General features: G+C 72.7%; 14 protein-coding genes. 8 read left to right on the forward strand and 6 right to left on the reverse strand.

Features of this window, described 5'->3' with window-relative positions:
* The first annotated feature begins 303 nt into the window (after positions 1-303).
* The 3 genes from ACH4F6_RS16815 to ACH4F6_RS16825 all read left to right on the forward strand — a co-directional run bounded on the left by ACH4F6_RS16815 (position 304) and on the right by ACH4F6_RS16825 (position 3,051).
* Positions 304-933 (forward strand): hypothetical protein, encoded by a 630-nt coding sequence (locus tag ACH4F6_RS16815; RefSeq protein WP_397960906.1) that lies wholly within the window; start codon positions 304-306, stop codon positions 931-933.
* Between the two features lie 271 nt (positions 934-1,204).
* A complete protein-coding gene (locus ACH4F6_RS16820; protein ID WP_397960907.1) occupies positions 1,205-2,020 on the forward strand; it encodes a HEAT repeat domain-containing protein in 816 nt (271 codons plus the stop codon).
* Entirely contained in the window at positions 2,014-3,051 is a 1,038-nt protein-coding gene (locus ACH4F6_RS16825) for a MerR family transcriptional regulator (protein ID WP_397960908.1), read from the forward strand. Before ACH4F6_RS16820 ends, ACH4F6_RS16825 begins: the two co-directional genes overlap by 7 nt.
* A 252-nt stretch (positions 3,052-3,303) precedes the next feature.
* On the opposite strand, the gene ACH4F6_RS16830 is transcribed toward ACH4F6_RS16825, so the two are convergent.
* Together ACH4F6_RS16830 and ACH4F6_RS16835 are read right to left on the reverse strand one after the other, a co-directional pair.
* Positions 3,304-4,065: a cutinase family protein gene (locus ACH4F6_RS16830; protein ID WP_397960909.1), complete on the reverse strand. Its 762-nt coding sequence runs from the start codon at positions 4,063-4,065 to the stop codon at positions 3,304-3,306.
* A 102-nt stretch (positions 4,066-4,167) separates the two neighbouring features.
* Positions 4,168-6,546, reverse strand: coding sequence for a helix-turn-helix domain-containing protein (locus ACH4F6_RS16835; RefSeq protein ID WP_397960910.1), 2,379 nt, complete (start codon positions 6,544-6,546; stop codon positions 4,168-4,170).
* Positions 6,547-6,728: 182 nt separating this feature from the next.
* Between ACH4F6_RS16835 and ACH4F6_RS16840 the strand changes: the two genes are divergently transcribed.
* The 5 genes from ACH4F6_RS16840 (at position 6,729) to ACH4F6_RS16860 (ending at position 10,264) form a co-directional block, all read left to right on the forward strand.
* Positions 6,729-7,811, forward strand: a complete 1,083-nt coding sequence (locus tag ACH4F6_RS16840) for a BTAD domain-containing putative transcriptional regulator (RefSeq protein WP_397960911.1) — start codon at positions 6,729-6,731, stop codon at positions 7,809-7,811.
* Positions 7,808-8,557, forward strand: coding sequence for a DUF6585 family protein (locus ACH4F6_RS16845; RefSeq protein WP_397960912.1), 750 nt, complete (start codon positions 7,808-7,810; stop codon positions 8,555-8,557). The genes ACH4F6_RS16840 and ACH4F6_RS16845 overlap by 4 nt, the downstream gene beginning before the upstream one ends.
* Positions 8,558-8,641: 84 nt before the next feature.
* Positions 8,642-8,869 (forward strand): hypothetical protein, encoded by a 228-nt coding sequence (locus ACH4F6_RS16850; protein ID WP_397960913.1) that lies wholly within the window; start codon positions 8,642-8,644, stop codon positions 8,867-8,869.
* 95 nt (positions 8,870-8,964) lie between these two features.
* A complete protein-coding gene (locus ACH4F6_RS16855) occupies positions 8,965-9,387 on the forward strand; it encodes a hypothetical protein (protein ID WP_397960914.1) in 423 nt (140 codons plus the stop codon).
* A gap of 4 nt (positions 9,388-9,391) precedes the next feature.
* Positions 9,392-10,264 (forward strand): hypothetical protein, encoded by an 873-nt coding sequence (locus ACH4F6_RS16860; RefSeq protein WP_397960915.1) that lies wholly within the window; start codon positions 9,392-9,394, stop codon positions 10,262-10,264.
* Between the two features lie 92 nt (positions 10,265-10,356).
* Here ACH4F6_RS16860 and ACH4F6_RS16865 read toward each other — a convergent pair whose 3' ends face one another.
* The 4 genes from ACH4F6_RS16865 to ACH4F6_RS16880 all read right to left on the reverse strand — a co-directional run bounded on the left by ACH4F6_RS16865 (position 10,357) and on the right by ACH4F6_RS16880 (position 15,462).
* Entirely contained in the window at positions 10,357-10,509 is a 153-nt protein-coding gene (locus ACH4F6_RS16865) for a DUF397 domain-containing protein (protein WP_397960916.1), read from the reverse strand.
* 149 nt (positions 10,510-10,658) lie between these two features.
* Entirely contained in the window at positions 10,659-10,877 is a 219-nt protein-coding gene (locus ACH4F6_RS16870; protein WP_397961132.1) for a Scr1 family TA system antitoxin-like transcriptional regulator, read from the reverse strand.
* 407 nt (positions 10,878-11,284) lie between these two features.
* Positions 11,285-14,005 (reverse strand): phospholipase A2, encoded by a 2,721-nt coding sequence (locus ACH4F6_RS16875; protein WP_397960917.1) that lies wholly within the window; start codon positions 14,003-14,005, stop codon positions 11,285-11,287.
* A 479-nt stretch (positions 14,006-14,484) separates the two neighbouring features.
* Entirely contained in the window at positions 14,485-15,462 is a 978-nt protein-coding gene (locus ACH4F6_RS16880; RefSeq protein WP_397960918.1) for a bacteriocin fulvocin C-related protein, read from the reverse strand.
* Positions 15,463-15,486: the final 24 nt, after the last annotated feature.

Raw genomic sequence — 15,486 nt, forward strand, 5'->3', positions numbered from 1 at the left:
GGCTCTGCCCCCCGGAACCCCGGGTGGCAGAGCCACGACCACGTCCTCGCCACCGTTTCCGCAGCGCCGCCGGGGGCGGCTCCCCGTGTCGCCCGCCGCGCACGGGCGAGGGGCCGCACGGCCCTGCCCGGCTCCGGACGGCCCCTGGCCGCCGGCGTGCCGAACGTCCCGCGGACGAAAGGACGTTCAGCCCGCCGCGGCGGACCATCGGCATCCGGCGCGGCCCGGCGCCGGCCGGGAGAGTGAGGGGTGTCAGAGCCGAACGGACGTCACCGGACGGACGTCACCGAAGGGATCACCGTCATGGCCGTGCACCAGCACACGCATCCGAAGACCGGCTTCCACCTGCCGTCCCCGCGCGGCGACCGGACCGCCTCCGCACCCGGGGCCGCCGTGCCGGCCCGCACCGACGCGCACACCGCACGGGCCTACGCCTTCGCCTCGGCCCGCGTGCTGATGGGCTTCGTCTTCCTGTGGGCCTTCCTCGACAAGACGTTCGGCTTCGGCTACGCCACCCCCTCCGGCAAGGGCTGGATCGACGGCGCCTCGCCCACCGAGGGCTTCCTCGGTCACGTCGCCGTCGGGCCGATGGAGTCCACCTTCCACTCCTGGGCCGGCGCCGCCTGGGCGGACTGGCTGTTCATGCTCGGCCTGCTCGGCATCGGCCTCGCCCTGACCGCCGGGGTGGCGCTGCGGCTGACGGCCCTCGCGGGCACCGTGATGATGGCGCTGATGTGGATGGCCGAGTGGCCACCCGCCCAGCACCTGTCGGACGGCTCGCCGAGCATGTCGACGAACCCGTTCGTCGACTACCACCTCGTCTACGCCGTGCTGCTCGTCGCCCTCGCCGCCGTCTCCGCGGGAGACGCCCTGGGCCTGGGACGGCTGTGGGCCCGGCTCCCGTTCGTCCGCGACCACCGGTGGCTGCGCTGAACGCCACCGGCGCGGTGGACCCGCCGACGGGTCCACCGCGCCGGTCCGCCGAGAGGGCCGCCGCTCCCCGACAGGGACCGGCGGCCTCTGTCATGCCGGACCGCAGGCCGAGACGCCCGAAGCGGAACACCCGACGGAGGAGGGCTGCGTGCCCGCGACGATCACCGCGGGACCGGACGGCTCGACCGGGAGCCGTGCCGCCGCGGCCGGAGGGCCGCGGGTTCCCGTGGGGAGGGACTTGACCTTGACACGGTGACAAGGTGTCCCCTGGGTGCAGGAGGTGGTTGCGATCAACCCGGTGAACGGAACTCCGCAGAACGCCCGCGTGACCGATGCCCTGAGCGCCGAGGACCCGTCGGTCCGGCTCCAGGCGGCCCTGGCGGCCGGATCGGCCCCCGACCCCGGCTTCCTGGAGGCGCTCGTCGAACGGTGCGCGGTCGAGCCGGACTTCTTCGTGCGGGACATGCTGTCCTGGGCGTTGACCCGCCTCCCGCCGGAGATCACCCTGCCCCGGATGCGTCGGGAACTCGCCTCCGGGCGCGCCCAGGCCCGCAGCCAGGCGCTGCACACCCTCTCCAAGATCGGCGACGGGCGAGCGTGGCCCTGGATCACGCGCGCCCTGCTGCACGACGCCGACGACGAGGTCGCGCGGACCGCGTGGCGGGCCGCGGTCGTCCTCGTGCCCGAGGACGGGAGAAAGGACCTGGCCGACGAACTGGTCGGGCACCTCGGCCGCGGGGACCGCGAGGTGCGGCTGAGCCTGAGCCGCGCCCTCGTCGACCTCGGGGACGTGACCGGGCCCGCCTTGGAACGGGCCGCGGCGCACCCCGACCCGGCGGTGGCCACGCACGCCCGTGCCACCGAGCTGCTCCGGCACGGCCCGGAGACGGGTTTCGACGCGGCTGTCGAGGAGGCGAAGCGGATCGCCGCCCTCGGTCCGGAACGAGCCGCCGCCGTCGCCGCGGGGGCCGCCGGGCAGGCGGGGACGACCGTACCGGCGGGGACGACCGAACCGGCGGGGACGACCGAACCGGCGGCGGGGGCCGCCGGGGCCGTGAAGGCCGCCGCGGAGGCCGCGGAATGCTGATCGGCGATGTGGCCCGTCGCTCGGGGGTGAGCACCCGGATGCTCCGGCACTACGACGCCCTGGGACTGGTGCGGCCGACGGGCCGCACCGTCGGCGGCTACCGTGAGTACTCCGCCGACGACGTCCGCAGGATCTTCCACGTGGAGAGCCTGCGATCCCTCGGGCTCTCCCTCAAGCAGATCGAGCGCGCGCTGCAGGACCCGGCCTTCACGCCGTCCGCCCTGGTCGGCGACCTCATCCGGTGGACGGAGGACCGCCTGGAGCGGGAACGGGAACTGCTGGAGCGGCTCCGCGCCGTCGACGCGTCGGCGCCGGCCGGCTGGCAGGACGTCCTGCGTGTCGTCGCGCTCCTGCGGGGGCTCGACTCGGCCAGTGCCGCGCGCAGGCAGCAGGCCGTCCTCACCCAGCCCGAGGGCGTGCCGGTTCCCGTCGAGGTGCTGGCCGGGGCCGTCCTGGCCGAATCCGACCCCCACGTCGCCGGCGCCCTGCGCTGGGCGCTCGCCCGGTCGGGGAGCGACGGCGTGGCGGCACTGGCCGCCGGCGTGCACGCGCGGGACGCCGGCGTCCGGCGGCGCGCGGTGCTGGCGGTCACCGCGATGTCCGAGGCCCCGGGCGCGACCGCGCTGCTCACGGACGCGCTCGGGGACCCGGACCCGACGGTGCGCGGCCATGCCGCTCTGGCCCTGGGCCGGCGCGGCGTGACCGCGACCGTACCGGCCCTCGTCGGCATGGTGGTCGAGGGTTCCCACGACGTCGACGCGGCGGAGGTCCTGGGAACGCTGTCCCGGGACCCGCGGTGCGCGGACCGGATCACGGCCGCGCTGACCGACGAACTGGCCGCACCCACCGCGGACTCCGCGACGCGGATCCGCCTGACCCAGGCGCTGGTCGAGCTGCCGGGCACCACCGCGCGGGAGGTCCTGCGCCGGCTGGCCCACGACGACGACCCCGCCGTCGCCCTCGTCGCCTCGGCCTTCCTCACGGTCCTCGACGAGCGGTCTCCCCGGGACCGGGGCGACGAGGACGCCTGAGAGCGCGCGACCGAGGAGCCGCGGCACCCCGCCCCGGCGGTCATGCGCCCCCGGACCGGAAACGGCCGGCGCGGCCCCCGACGGCCGGCCGCCGTGCCGTCGGCGGACCGCCGACGCATCAGCCCCCGTGCCCGGCAACGGACTCGAGGAGCCTCCCGTGCGCGCGCCGGCGAGGTGGGCGAGGTGGGCGGGAACAGCGCGTCACGGTGCCCGTGACGGAGCTCCCGGGAGGCTCCTCGTCGGCGGACGGGGTCACGACTCGTACCAGAAGGTCCCGTCGAGGCCGTCCTGGGCGATGGTCCGGGCCATGACGTTCCCGTCCTGGACGTAGAGACCGTGCGTGGGGGTGAGGAAGAAGTCGAAGGCGGCCACGGGCGTCGTGGCGTCACAGGCCAGGTCGCCGCGGATGCAGAAGCGGGCGACCGGAACGCCCGGGAACTCCTCGGGGCCGGGTCCCGCGGACGTGAAACCGAGGGCGCCCACTCCTTGCGGGACCTTGGCCCACAGGCCGGTGCCGGGCTGCTTCGGGTCGGCGTACAGCATGCCGTTGACCAGCTCCCGCGGGATGTCCGTGGCGCCGGAGGCGATGGTCTCCAGCACCGCGTCGGCGGCCTGCGCGCCCTGGGAGTAACCGACGATCGTGAGCCGTGCGGCCGGGTCCTTGCGGTGGGTCTCCTCGACGGCGGCCAGGAGGTTGGTGTAGCCCTGCGCGACGCTGCTGTCGTAGCTCGGCGCGAACAGGTCGGGCGTGTTGCGGCCGTTGAGCCAGGGGCCGGCGGAGGCCGGGTAGCAGACGGGGACGGGTGTGCCGCCGTCCAGGTGCTGGTTGGCGTAGCCGAACGTGATGGTGCAGCCGGGCGCGTCCGCCGCGGCGCCGGTGCCGCCGAGTTCGATGTAGTAGTGGTGCGGGGCCTCGTCGGCGTGGGCGACGGCGGGTGTGAGGACGGCGGCCGTCAGCGCCGCCGCGAGGGCGAGGGTCCTGGCGCGGCGCGCGAGTCGGCTGGTCTTCGGCATCGGGTGTCCCCCGGGGTCGATGGCGTGCGGGTGGTCGGTGATCCGGTGCCGGACACTACGGAGCGGCGATGACACGGCGATGAATCCGGACCCGGCGGCGGCTCATCCGCGCCGGTGGGCCTGGGCGAGGTGGTCCTGCAGACGGGCGTGGCGGAACTGGTAGACCGCGCCGGCCCGGCGCAGCACGCCGCGCCGGTAGGCGTCGTCGAGGAAGGCGACGACGGCCCAGGGCAGGCGTCCGGTCAACGGCAGCCACACGCGGGAGAGCACACACCACTGGCCCCAGGCGGTCATGCTCAGGGTGTAGCCGAGGGCGCCGCCGAGACCGCTGATGACGCCGATGGTGAGGCTGACCGCGTGGTTCATGTCCAGTCGGCCCAGGTGCCCCTGCAGCAGGTCGACCACCACCTCCACCCCGAGCCCGACCGTCGCGCCGAACACGGGTGCCCAGACGGCCAGTTGGGTGACGGCCGTCCTGCGGTCGGCGTGCAGGACGCTGCGCGGGCTCACGGCGGAGACGATGTCGAGCGGGGTTTCGAGGAGGCCGAGGAGACAGAAGGTGAGTCCGGCGCCGCCGCCGAAGGTCAGGGCGAAGACGATCCCGTCCACGAGCCCGACGCGGAGCGCGGACGACCACCCCGCGTTCCAGCCGTACGCGTGCACCAGACCGACCGCGAACCCGTAGGCGAAGCCGAAGAGCGCGCCGCCCAGCGTGCCGATCACCAGCCGGGGACCGGCCGTCCACGTGGTCGTCCCGGGCCGGCCGCGGATCCGCAGGCGTACGGCGGACGGCGTGACGTCCTTGCCCGTGACCGTGTACGTGAGCCAGTGCACGAGCCCGAACAGGCAGCCGGCGAGGAGCCCGACGACCGTTCCGTCCAGGAGGCCGAGGGCGAGGGGGGCGCCGACGAGGAAGACACTGGCGAGGACGTCGACGAGTCCGATGGCCAGTCCGGTGACGAGGGCGGTGACCAGGCTGCGGGTGGAGTCGCGCAGACCGTTGCCGAGCCGCCACCAGGCCAGGTCGGGGGTTTCGAGCCGGGTCAGGTGGTGGGCGAGGTGGCCGAGCCACCGCCGGGCGCGGTCCGGGTCCCAGTCGCGCGCGCCCGGACCGGGCCGGCCGCGGTAGACGGTGGGCAGGAAGTTGTCGAGCAGGTGCTCCTCCAGGTCCCGCGCGCTGCCGAACTTCCCGGTGTCGAGCAGGGAGGCCGGATCGTGGTCCGGGGTGTCGCTGTAGACGGTGCGGGCGAGCGCGACCATCAGCGGGGTCGACAGGACGGTGGCGAGTGGGGCCGGCGGCCCGTCCGGTGACGGCGCGCGCAGGTGCTTCAGCACGGTGTCCCAGGCGCCCGCCGCGGGGTCCGCGCGGTCGGTCTTGCGGGTGGTGCGGGGCAGGTAGTGGTCCAGGTCGTCGAGGGTGAGGTCGGCGAGTTCGACCGGCGCGGCGGAGGTCAGCACGTCGGTCTCGTCGACCGCGGCGGCGTACTCGTCGGGGCGGCTGGTGAGCAGCAGGGGGAGGGTGGTGGCGTTGAGGGCCTCGAGCGCGGGGCGCCGCAGCCCGTCGGCCATCTCGTCGAAGCCGTCCAGCACCGGCAGGACGCGGCCGGAGTCGACCAGCGCGGCGGCCAGGCTCACCCGGCCCGGCCCCCGGGCGGCCGTACCGGGGTGGTCGCGCGTCAGCTGCTCGGTCAGCCAGTCGCGCAGGGTGACGGCGGTGGGGTTCCAGGCGCCGATGCTGAAGATCACCGGTACGGGTTCCGCGGGCGTCCGCGTCCTCAGGTGGTCGAGGACGAAGCGCAGGGTCAGGACCGTCTTGCCGGACCCGGACCTGCCGAGGACCACCAGCCGCCCGGAGGGGACGGCCCGGTAGGTCCGCGCGATGTCCTCCAGCCGGCCGCTCAGGTCCAGGGGCTCGCTCGCGGCTCCCGGCGGGAGGCGGCGGATGTTGGCCCAGTGGTCGGTGAGCGTCCCGTCGGCGGCCTTCCAGCGGACCGGCAGCGGATAGGGATCGTGGATCCGCCGGTGTTCCTCCTCGCGCTGCCAGCGGGCCGCCACCGCCTTCGCGAGTTGTTCGGCCGCGTCCGCCAGCGCGGTCTGCGACGCCGATGCCGGCGGTGGTGCCGGCGGGGGAGCGGCGGACGGTTCGGAAGCCGGTTCCCCGGGCCCCGGTTCACCGGCCGGCTGCCGCGCGGCGGACGGACCGGACGCCTCTTCCCCCGGCCCCGGTTCACCGGCGGCGTCCGTGCCGCCGTCCGGTTGCCCCGGGACGGCGGCGCGCAGTAACTCCTCGCGGTCCTCGCTCCGCAGGGCGAGCGCGTCGGCCAGCTTCCGCACCGTGGTCATCCGCGGGTTGGCGCGCCTGCCGTTCTCCAGGCCGCGGATGGTGGCCACGCTGACCTCGGAACGCCGTTCCAGTTCCTCCTGGGTCAGCCCCGCCTTCTCGCGCAGCCGCCGCAGGACCCTGCCGAAATCACTGGCCACAAGTCACGGCCTTCCCCCTGAGTCGTCCGTGTTTCCGCAGGTGGGGACTCTAGCGCGGCCACCGGTCACATATGACCGGTTCAATGCTCTGTCCACATTTCCTGCACCGCGGCCAGTCTCGACGGCATCGACGTGATCGACCGGGCGAGCGGATCGACCGGTCCGGAGAACGGGGAGTCGCCATGCCGACGACGACCGCGGCCCGGGGCGTCCCGGGCGGCACGGTCCTCACCGCGGAGGAACGCGAGGTGCTCTACGCGCTCGGGTGCGGCCTGGGGGACGCCGAGATCGCCGGCGTCCTCGCCCTGCCCGAACGTGTGGTGGCCGAGCGGCTCGCCGGCGTCCTGGGGAAGCTCGGGCTGAGCGACCGGGCCGCCGCCATCGTGCACGCCTTCGACTGCGGTCTGGTCGTCCCGGGCCAGGGCCCGCGCAGGCCGGCGCGGGCGCCGGGGACCACCGCCGACCGGCGGACGGGCGCCGCCTCCGGTCCCTGGCTCCGGGTGTCGCTGCTCGGCCCGTTGCGGACGAGGCTCGCGGGGCGGCCCGTGGACGTCGGCCCCCTGCGCCAGCAGGCCGTGCTGGCGGCGCTGGCGCTGAGCCCGGGCCGTTCCGTCAGCCGGCGGCAGCTGCTGGAGGACGTGTGGGGCAGGGAGATGCCGGACGGGAACGTCGTACCCGTCTACGTGTACCGGCTGCGCAAGAGCCTGCGTCTCGGGGAGCGCCCGGACTCGGTGATCCGGCGCGACCGGTACGGCTACGGACTGGTCCGCGGCGTCGCCGAGGTGGACGTGCTGTGCATGGAGGACCTCGCCACCCGGGCCGGGGAGGCCGAACGGGCCGGTGACCTGTCCGAGGCCGTGCGGCTGTGCGCCCGGGCGCTGGAGCTGTTCCGCGGTGAGCCGCTGGCCGGACTGCCCGGGCCGTCGGCCGAGGCGGAGCGGCTGCGGCTCACCCGGCGCAGGGTCGCCCTGGCGCAGCGGAAGGCGGGCTGGCAGCTGAGGCTCGGCCGGCACGCCGAGGCGATCGCCGAGCTGTCCGCCCTGGCCCTGGAGGAGCCGCTGAACGAGCCGGTCGCCGCGACGCTGATGCACGCGCTGCGGCGCGGCGGCCGGCGGGCCGAGGCGCTGGCCGTCTTCGACCGCACCGGCCGGCGCCTCGCCGACGACCTGGGGGTGGCGCCGGGCGACGAGCTGCTGCAGGCGCGGCGGGCGGTCCTGCGCGGGGACGACGCCGGCACCGGGCGCGGACGGGCGGGCGCGGCGTGAACGGGGGAGCCGTCGGCCGCGGACGCGACGAGGAACTGCTGCTGGCGCGGATCTCCGCGGCCGCCGGCCGGGCGCACCTCGGCAGGCGGCGCGCCACCCACCGGGCGCCGGCCGGCGAGCCGGGCGCCCGGTGGGCCGCCGCGGTCGCGGTCGCGCGGCGCCTGCTGCGACCCGGCGGCGGGCCGGTCGTCGGGGCGGGGGCGCGGCTCGACCTGTACGAGCACGGGATGACGGTCGCCACCGGCAAGCGGATCCATGCCATCCGCTTCGACACCACGGTGGTGCGCCGGTGCCGGGTGCTGTCCCCGCGGGGCGTCACCCGCGCCCTGGTGCTCGTCGACGTCGACGACGGGCGGATCGTGCTGCGCCACGGTGACTTCGACCGGCCGCGGGAGTGGTGGCCCGGCATCCGCCGGGCCGTCACCGAGGCCCAGGTGCCACGGGCCCTGGCCGCGCTGGACCGGGGGGCACGGCTGGTCTTCGGCCCCGTGTGGATCACCGCGGACGAGGTCGGCTCCGGGAGGACGGCTCTGCGCTGGGCGCAGGTCCAGCGCGTCGAGGTCCTCAACGGCTCCGTCGCCGTCCGCGCCGCCGGCCGCTGGCAGGTGTGGGCCACCGCCGCCTCCGGGATCCCGAACCTCTGTGTCCTCCACGCCCTGGCGGAGCGCCTCGCCGGGCACGCCGGTGAGTGCCTCGGTGAGCACCTCGGCGAGCGCCTCGCCCGTGCCGAGCGGGACGACGACTGACGTACGGCCCTCCGGCCCGCGACGGCTCCGTCGGCCGCCGGCCGCACGTACCCACCGAACCGAACCCACCAGAAGGAGACAGCCATGGCCGACAGCTACCGGTACCGGTGCGGCGAGTGCGGGCACCGCACCGCCTGGGGGAGCGAATCCCGGGGCGCGGAGGCGATCGAGGCCCATTACGGCCGGCGCCATCCGAACGTTCTCCCGGGAGGGATGGCCGAGTTCCGCAAGGGCTCGTCCTTCGACGGCTCCGGATGCCTGCTCGTGCTGGGCGTCCTGGTCCTGCTCCTGGTCATCGCCTCCCGGCGCTGACCGCGCCGACGGGGCGAGGCACCCGGCGATCCCCCGCCGGCGGACACGGCACACACGACAGACACGACAGACACGACGGACAGAGGAGTACGGCGATGGAAGCGGAACTGGCGGAACTGGCGCGGCTGGCCGCGTCGACGGTGGTCGGCGCCATGGCCACGGCCGGGTGGGAGAGCGTGCGGCGGGCGACGGTCGAACTGTGGCGCCGGGCGCACCCCGAGCGGGCGGACACGGTGCTGGCCGAACTGGGCGAGGCGCGCGCCGACGTGCTCGACGCCCGGCGGAACGGGGACGAGCGGGCCGAGGGGGAACTCGTCGGCGAATGGCAGGGGCGGCTGCGCAGGCTCCTGGCCGCCCACCCCGAGATGGTGCCCGAACTCCGCCGCCTGGTCGACGAGTTGCTGCCCATGGTCGAGGAGGAGGACCCGCGGTCCGGCGGCGTCCGGCTGACCGCGAACGCGTCGGGGCGGTCACGCGTCACCATGGCCGGACGAGACATCACCATCACCAAGAGGTGACCGCTTGAACTCCGGAGAGACCCAGGACGGCGCCGACGGCGGTGGGACCCACATCACCGCACGGGCGGACAACCGGTCCAGGGTCACCGTGGCCGGCCGTGACGTCAACAGCACCTACTTCGTCAGTGCCTCGACGGCGGCACTCGCCGCCCTCGTGGGCCTCGTGCTCCTCGTGGGCGTGTGGCAGCCGTGGCAGGAGACGGCCGCGACCGGCGAACGGGACCGCACGCGGGCCGCGATCGGATCGGAGTCCCCCGGCGGGTCCTCCGCCACGACCGCGCCGGACCCGGGGCCGGCGTCCGACGGGGAGGACGACGAGGAACCGGAGGAGCCGGAACCCTCCACCGGCCCCACCCCCAGCGACTCCCCGTCCCCCGACCCGCCGGACCCGGACGACGTGGCGTTCGCGTCCGTCGGCGTCGGCACCTGCCTCAACGTGTACGACGACGGCTGGGGCGAGCTGAACCACGAACGGCCGTCCGCCGTCGACTGCGGCGCCGGCTTCGCCTACTCGAAGGTGACCATGGTGACGACGGCCGCCACGAACTGCCCCGACGGCGCCGGCCGACGGGCCTGGGGCCACGTCAACGACGACGGATCGCTCATCGCCCTGTGCCTGGACCGCGTGTTCGCCACGGGCCAGTGCTTCCCCGCGATCCTGGACAGACAGGCCGACGGGTCCCTGAACGGCGAGGGCCGCCTGTTCACCGTGTGGGGCTGCGACCGTACGGACGTGCCGCGCGGCTACAACGCGGTCATGGCGATCACGGCGGTGCTGCGCGGCGGCCGGTGCCCCGAGCGCACCGGCGGACAGACGCTCTCGTGGGACGTCTTCAACGGCGCGGCCACCGTCTGCGCCGTCCAGACGGAGACCTGACGCGCCCGCCGGGGCGGGGCGGTCGGGGCAGCGCGTGCTGCCCTGCCGGAAGTTCAGATGCGAGAGTCGGCCGCCAGCGCGGTAAACGCCGATCAGGCACCGCGGGACACGGCCGGCGCCTGCCGGTCCGTGTCCTTCGAGTCCCGGACGAGAACGGCCTCGGTGCGCACGGCGACCTCGATGCAGTTGTCGCCGGAACTGCCGCTGTAACTGCTCTTGAACCAGGTCGGTCCAGTGGTGCTCACAGTGCTCCTCGCATCTGCTCCAGCAGGCTTACTGCGGCTTCACGGCCGAGGGCCTGCGAGCGCAGCTCGCCATAGCGCTGGAGCATCGCGCTCACGTCTTTCGGCGACGTGATCAAAATGCTCGACTGCTGGCCCTCGGAGTGACCCACTCACTCGTGCTGAGGCGTCTCCGCCAGGTACATCAGGCCGTCGATCCCGGCGTGATCGTATTGACGAAGGGGCATCACCTGGATCTCGACGTTCCTTCGGACGCCTTCCTTCAGCAGGTGGTCCAACAGGTGACGTGCCACCTCTGGCCCGCCCATGTGCCGTTCGAGCAGAGTCTGCTCGATGACGAAGCTGAAGGCTGTGTTCGGGCGTTCGGTCAGAAGCCAAGAGCTCGTCGCCCGGCAGTGGCAGCGACGCCGGTTCCTTCGGAACCGGAGCTCTCAGCCCGCCCCGTGACCAGGCCTTGCGCCGGCGCTGCACCGACCGGACGCTGACGCGCAGGCCGTGCACGATGTCCGCGTTCTCGTCGCCCTGAGGGAAGCGTTCGGCGGCCTCCCTCCGCGGCTTCTCGCGGAAAGCCCGGCGTTTGGCGGCCAGATCACCGCCCTGGGCATACCTCATGCAGTCGGCATACCGCAGGGACCACGGACCGTCAGCCCTGTCGGCACCACGCTGTGAAGGTTGGCAATGGTCCAAGCCGCTGAGACGACGGACGCGGGCTGTCCCTGCAGACGTGGCCGGGCATCCCGGCCACGCCTGTTCGATCACGGTGCTGAGCGCGGGCCCGCTACATGCCCCAACCGCCGAGGTTTTTGACGCCCAGGTAGTACATGTAGGCCTTGCGTCGGCAGATGTCGCGGGGATTGACTCTGGCCCCGCCGTCCACCGCGTAGGCGCGGGTGGGGTACGCGTTGCAAGTGTGGTCCCGCAAAGTGGTGTAGAAGATGGAGTCGACCGCGCCCTTCTTGCTCTTGGTCCATCGGTCGGTTTTGCTCAGATAGATGATGCCGTAGCCGTAGTCGTGCATGTCGCAGGCCTTGGTGAAGTCGAAGCCGCCACGCACGATGTCCGGGTTGGGCCGGTCCACCGAGAAGGTGCAGTGGTCGAAAGTGACGCCGACAACCGACTTTCCGCCGGGTGTCTTTTTCCACGACTGCTTGTACAGGGGGCCGCCGTAATCCATCGGGACGCCGCCGGAGACCCAGCAGCCGTTGGTCCCGTAGAGGTACTGCGAGGCGTAGACGCACTGAGGCTGCAGCGCCCGGGTCCCGGCCGGTGCTGTGGCCTGTGTCGCCGTGGCCAGCTTGCCCACCGTCGAGTAGGTCAGGTTCCAGGTGCCCCGTTCGGGGGTGGACAGTCGGGTGATGTTGCCGCTTGAGTCGTAGGTGTAACTGCTGGTCACGACTGGGTCGCCGTCGATCTGGCGGGCATCGGTGACGGTACGCAGGCGCTTGGCGGTGTCGTAGGCGTAGGCGGCGGCCACGACCGGTGCGGTGTCGCCGGTGGCGTCGTAGGTGACGGTCTTCAGTTGGCCGGCCACGTCGCCGAAGGCGGAGGCGGTGGCCGTGGTGGCCGTGGCGTACTGGTAGGTGGCTACGGCGCACTGGGTGACGTCGTCGACGGTGCAGTCGGTCTCGGGGGTCTTGGGCACGGCCAAGCGAGTGACGCGGCCGCTGCCGTCGTAGGAGATCACGGTGGTGCCGAGGTCGGTGCTCTTCACACTTGTGATCAGGTACTCGCTCCCGATCAGGGTCCAGGTGTGGGTGAGGTCGTCGGCCTGGCCGGCCGTCTGGGTGAAGCTGCCGTTGGCGTTCTTGACCAGAACGAAGCCGTCTTCCGACACGAAGCGACCGGAGGCCTGCGGATCGGCCTCAAAGCGTCGTGAGGCGGTGCCGCTGGCCAGGTTCACCTGGACGTATCCGTTGGCGCTGAAGTCCTTCAGCCGGTCACCGAGCATGTCGCCCAACGGCTCGAAACGCCAGTTCGGGCCGAGCACGTTTTCGTTGGGCAGGACGTTGTCGGCTCGCTGCCCGGCGCTGTGGCTGCGAGTGGTCACCAGACCGTCATCAGCCAAGTCGGTGCCGTCGGTGATCCACACACCAGTGAGGGTGTCAGCGCGGCCGGGCCACAGATCCTTCGGCGCAGGGCCGGGATCGGCCGGATCCTCGCCCTCACCGGGTGTGATGACCTCGTCGGAGGTGACTTCGAGGACGGGAGGCTCAAGGCCGTCGGGATTCTCCGCGGCAGCAAAAACCCGGTAGTTCCTGGTGGCGCTTTCGCTGGGGGACTGCAGTACCAACCCGTGGTTGGGGGTGCCTCCCGCCCACTTGGCCACCATGGGCGTGACGTCCCATGCCATGGTGCCGCTGCCGCAGGAGCCGAGCTGGGAGCCCTCGGTGGAGACCACTGCGTCTTCGGTGGTGTTCGAAGGTTGCGGAGTCCAGGTCTGCTCGGTGGCTTCCCAGAAGTCGGTCACCCGTCGCACCTGGACACCCTCACCTACGACGGCACCGCAGGACGGCGCGTCGAGGTTGGTGAGTTTGAGCACCGCCTTGGTGGGAGTCTTCAGGCCTTGCGTGTTGAACCGCAGGTAGGCGCGGCCCTTCTCACCGTCGGTCTCGGTGCCGACCTTGAGATAGCCGCCTGAAACGTTGTTTCCGTCGAAGACGCTGTTGACGTCGGTGTCGTCACTCAGGGGCAGGACCACCGACGGGTCGATGGTGACGGGGTAGGCGGTGTCCGGATCGGCCAGATAGGCGTGCGACGGCTTGAGTACCAGGGTCTTGCCGCCGCTGCTGTCCTTGACGGAGGCGGCGATGTCGCCGGTGCTCCCGTGGTGGGTGGTACCGCGCTTCTGGCTGCCCTTGCCGGGTCGGTAGGCCTGGGGAGCGGCGGAGTCGTAAAGCACCGGGGTGGAAGAGGCGGCGATCACGGTATCGCCATCCTCGATGGTCAGTCGGTCGCCTGCGGCCTCCCCGACCGTCATCCCTTCTGCGGTGAGAGGGACCCTCACCTCGACCGGGCCGCTGGGTCGCCGGTTGAGTACCACGTCGAACCGTAGACCGGACGGCAGGGCAGTGGCCGACAAGTCCCCGGCGCCATCGGCGACGACGCCCTGGTAAGTGGCCTTGTTGCCCTGGACGAGCGGCTTGGGCAAGTCGCCGTCCCAGTTCAGCCGGATGCTGTCACCCGCCTTCCGGCGCAGCTCGGCGAAGGGGCCCTTGCCGCCGCCGGAGAAGCGGACATCACCCACGGCTGCCCTGGGCCGGAAGCCGGAGCCGTCTCGAACCAGATCGGTGTCGATGTCGGCCCAAGAGCCGTCCTGCTGCTTGGCCCGGACGGGACCGGAATGCAGTTCGGTGACGAAGCGCCCGTCGGCGAGTCGGTAACTCGTGGATGTCTCGGTGCGATTGACGACGGTGCGCTCCGGAGCAGAAACCGAGGACGGGAGAGGAGTCGTAGTGGTAGGCGTGGCATGGGCCACGGCGTGGGGAGCGAGGACCGCCATTGCGCTAAATGCGCAAGCAGTCGCAAGCCGTCTTTGAATTCGCATCAAGCCTCTTCCGGTGCGAGAGCGAGCATGAGAGGCGCCGACTGTCCTGTTCTGATCGCCTGGAGGGCACAAGTGCCCCACTGCCGCATTCCGTTGTGGACGCCCGGGGTCACGCCGGCAATCCCCAGGGTGCGACGCCGAATGACGGGTGTGGCGTTGGGAGTTGGCGCCTCCATCCACCTGCTGTTGTCGTCGGGGTCACGCTGCATGCGGGTACGCGATGTGCCATACGACGAGCGCTGTATGTTTTTCCTTCAGCCCGGCCGACTACTCATTTTTAGGCCGCAGGGACTTGGAGCATTGCCGATGAGCCTGCGCTCGCCCACCGGACCGCACTCCACCTCGCGGGCATCCTCATCCGGACCCGAAACTGACCGAAGGGAATGAACTCGAGGCCGGGGTCCGGCGCACGGCTGTGCCACGCCCTGCCTCCCTCAGGCGCAGTACGTGCCGTTGCAGGTCCAGATCCAACCGCAGCCACATCCCCAACTCGTGGTGCAGGCACAAGAGAAGTTACAGCCGGGGGAACAGGCGCTTCCGACGTTGCACTGGCACGTCGCGGCCGGCGCGGATTCGACGCTGGCGGTGGCGTGGGTCTCGGCGGTACCGAGAGAGCCGAGCGTCGCCATGAGGGCGCACGCCTCGCTGCGCCCGAACGCGGCGATGCCCCTCTCCTCGATCTCCTTCATCCGGGTCTGGACGGCCGCGTCCTCGCGGGTGTAGGTCGCCTCATCCGCGACGATCGCCTCGAACTCGTCCAGCACACCTGCCTGCCCGGCCGACATGTGGGAGTGCGCTCGCCGGTAGCGTTTCACCTGCTCGACCCAGAGACTGCTCCGGACGCTCGGTGACAGGGCGGCGAACACGGCCGGCCTGTGGGCCGCAGAGATCCTGGCCAGCTCGTCGTACTGACCGACGCGCGGCGTTTGGTTCGCCCGGGCCCAGCTCCGTCCGGCGGCCAGCTCCCGGGACTCGGCCGCGAACGCCGGCACCTTGCCGTTCAGTAACAGAGCCGCCGCGACCCCTGCTCCGGCGCCCAGCCGGAACACCCCCCGCCGCCCGATGCGGGTGCCCTCGGCCTGGTTGCCGTCCGCAGGCCTGTCCCGCTCCGGATCACCGAGCGCGCGCAGCACCAGCACGGTCCGGCGAGGCCCCAGTCGCACGGCCAGCCGGGAACCCATACGGACACCGCTCCAGGCCCACACCCGTGTGCCCTCGACCTTGAGCAGGGTGGGCGCCCAGGAAGAGGCCGGACCCAAGGCCTGCTCGCGCCACCGCCGCACGTCACGATGCCCGAGCGGCAGGACTTCCAGGCGCCCCGCCGATGCCCGTTCGACCCGCCGCGACACTTCTTCGCACAGGGCGCAGGAGGCATCGAAGGCGAGGACCCAGCGACACACCGTTTTCGTCATCTCTCCCTCTGTTCCGTAGATGGA

This window comes from Streptomyces sp. NPDC017936 (assembly GCF_044328485.1).
Lineage (GTDB): Bacteria > Actinomycetota > Actinomycetes > Streptomycetales > Streptomycetaceae > Streptomyces.

Coding starts and splice junctions, on each gene's coding strand:
- ACH4F6_RS16880 (WP_397960918.1), bottom strand. CDS start 15,462: ATGACGAAAACGGTGTGTCGCTGGGTCCTCGCCTTCGATGCCTCCTGC.
- ACH4F6_RS16815 (WP_397960906.1), top strand. CDS start 304: ATGGCCGTGCACCAGCACACGCATCCGAAGACCGGCTTCCACCTGCCG.
- ACH4F6_RS16855 (WP_397960914.1), top strand. CDS start 8,965: ATGGAAGCGGAACTGGCGGAACTGGCGCGGCTGGCCGCGTCGACGGTG.
- ACH4F6_RS16825 (WP_397960908.1), top strand. CDS start 2,014: ATGCTGATCGGCGATGTGGCCCGTCGCTCGGGGGTGAGCACCCGGATG.
- ACH4F6_RS16840 (WP_397960911.1), top strand. CDS start 6,729: ATGCCGACGACGACCGCGGCCCGGGGCGTCCCGGGCGGCACGGTCCTC.
- ACH4F6_RS16875 (WP_397960917.1), bottom strand. CDS start 14,005: ATGGCGGTCCTCGCTCCCCACGCCGTGGCCCATGCCACGCCTACCACT.
- ACH4F6_RS16830 (WP_397960909.1), bottom strand. CDS start 4,065: ATGCCGAAGACCAGCCGACTCGCGCGCCGCGCCAGGACCCTCGCCCTC.
- ACH4F6_RS16850 (WP_397960913.1), top strand. CDS start 8,642: ATGGCCGACAGCTACCGGTACCGGTGCGGCGAGTGCGGGCACCGCACC.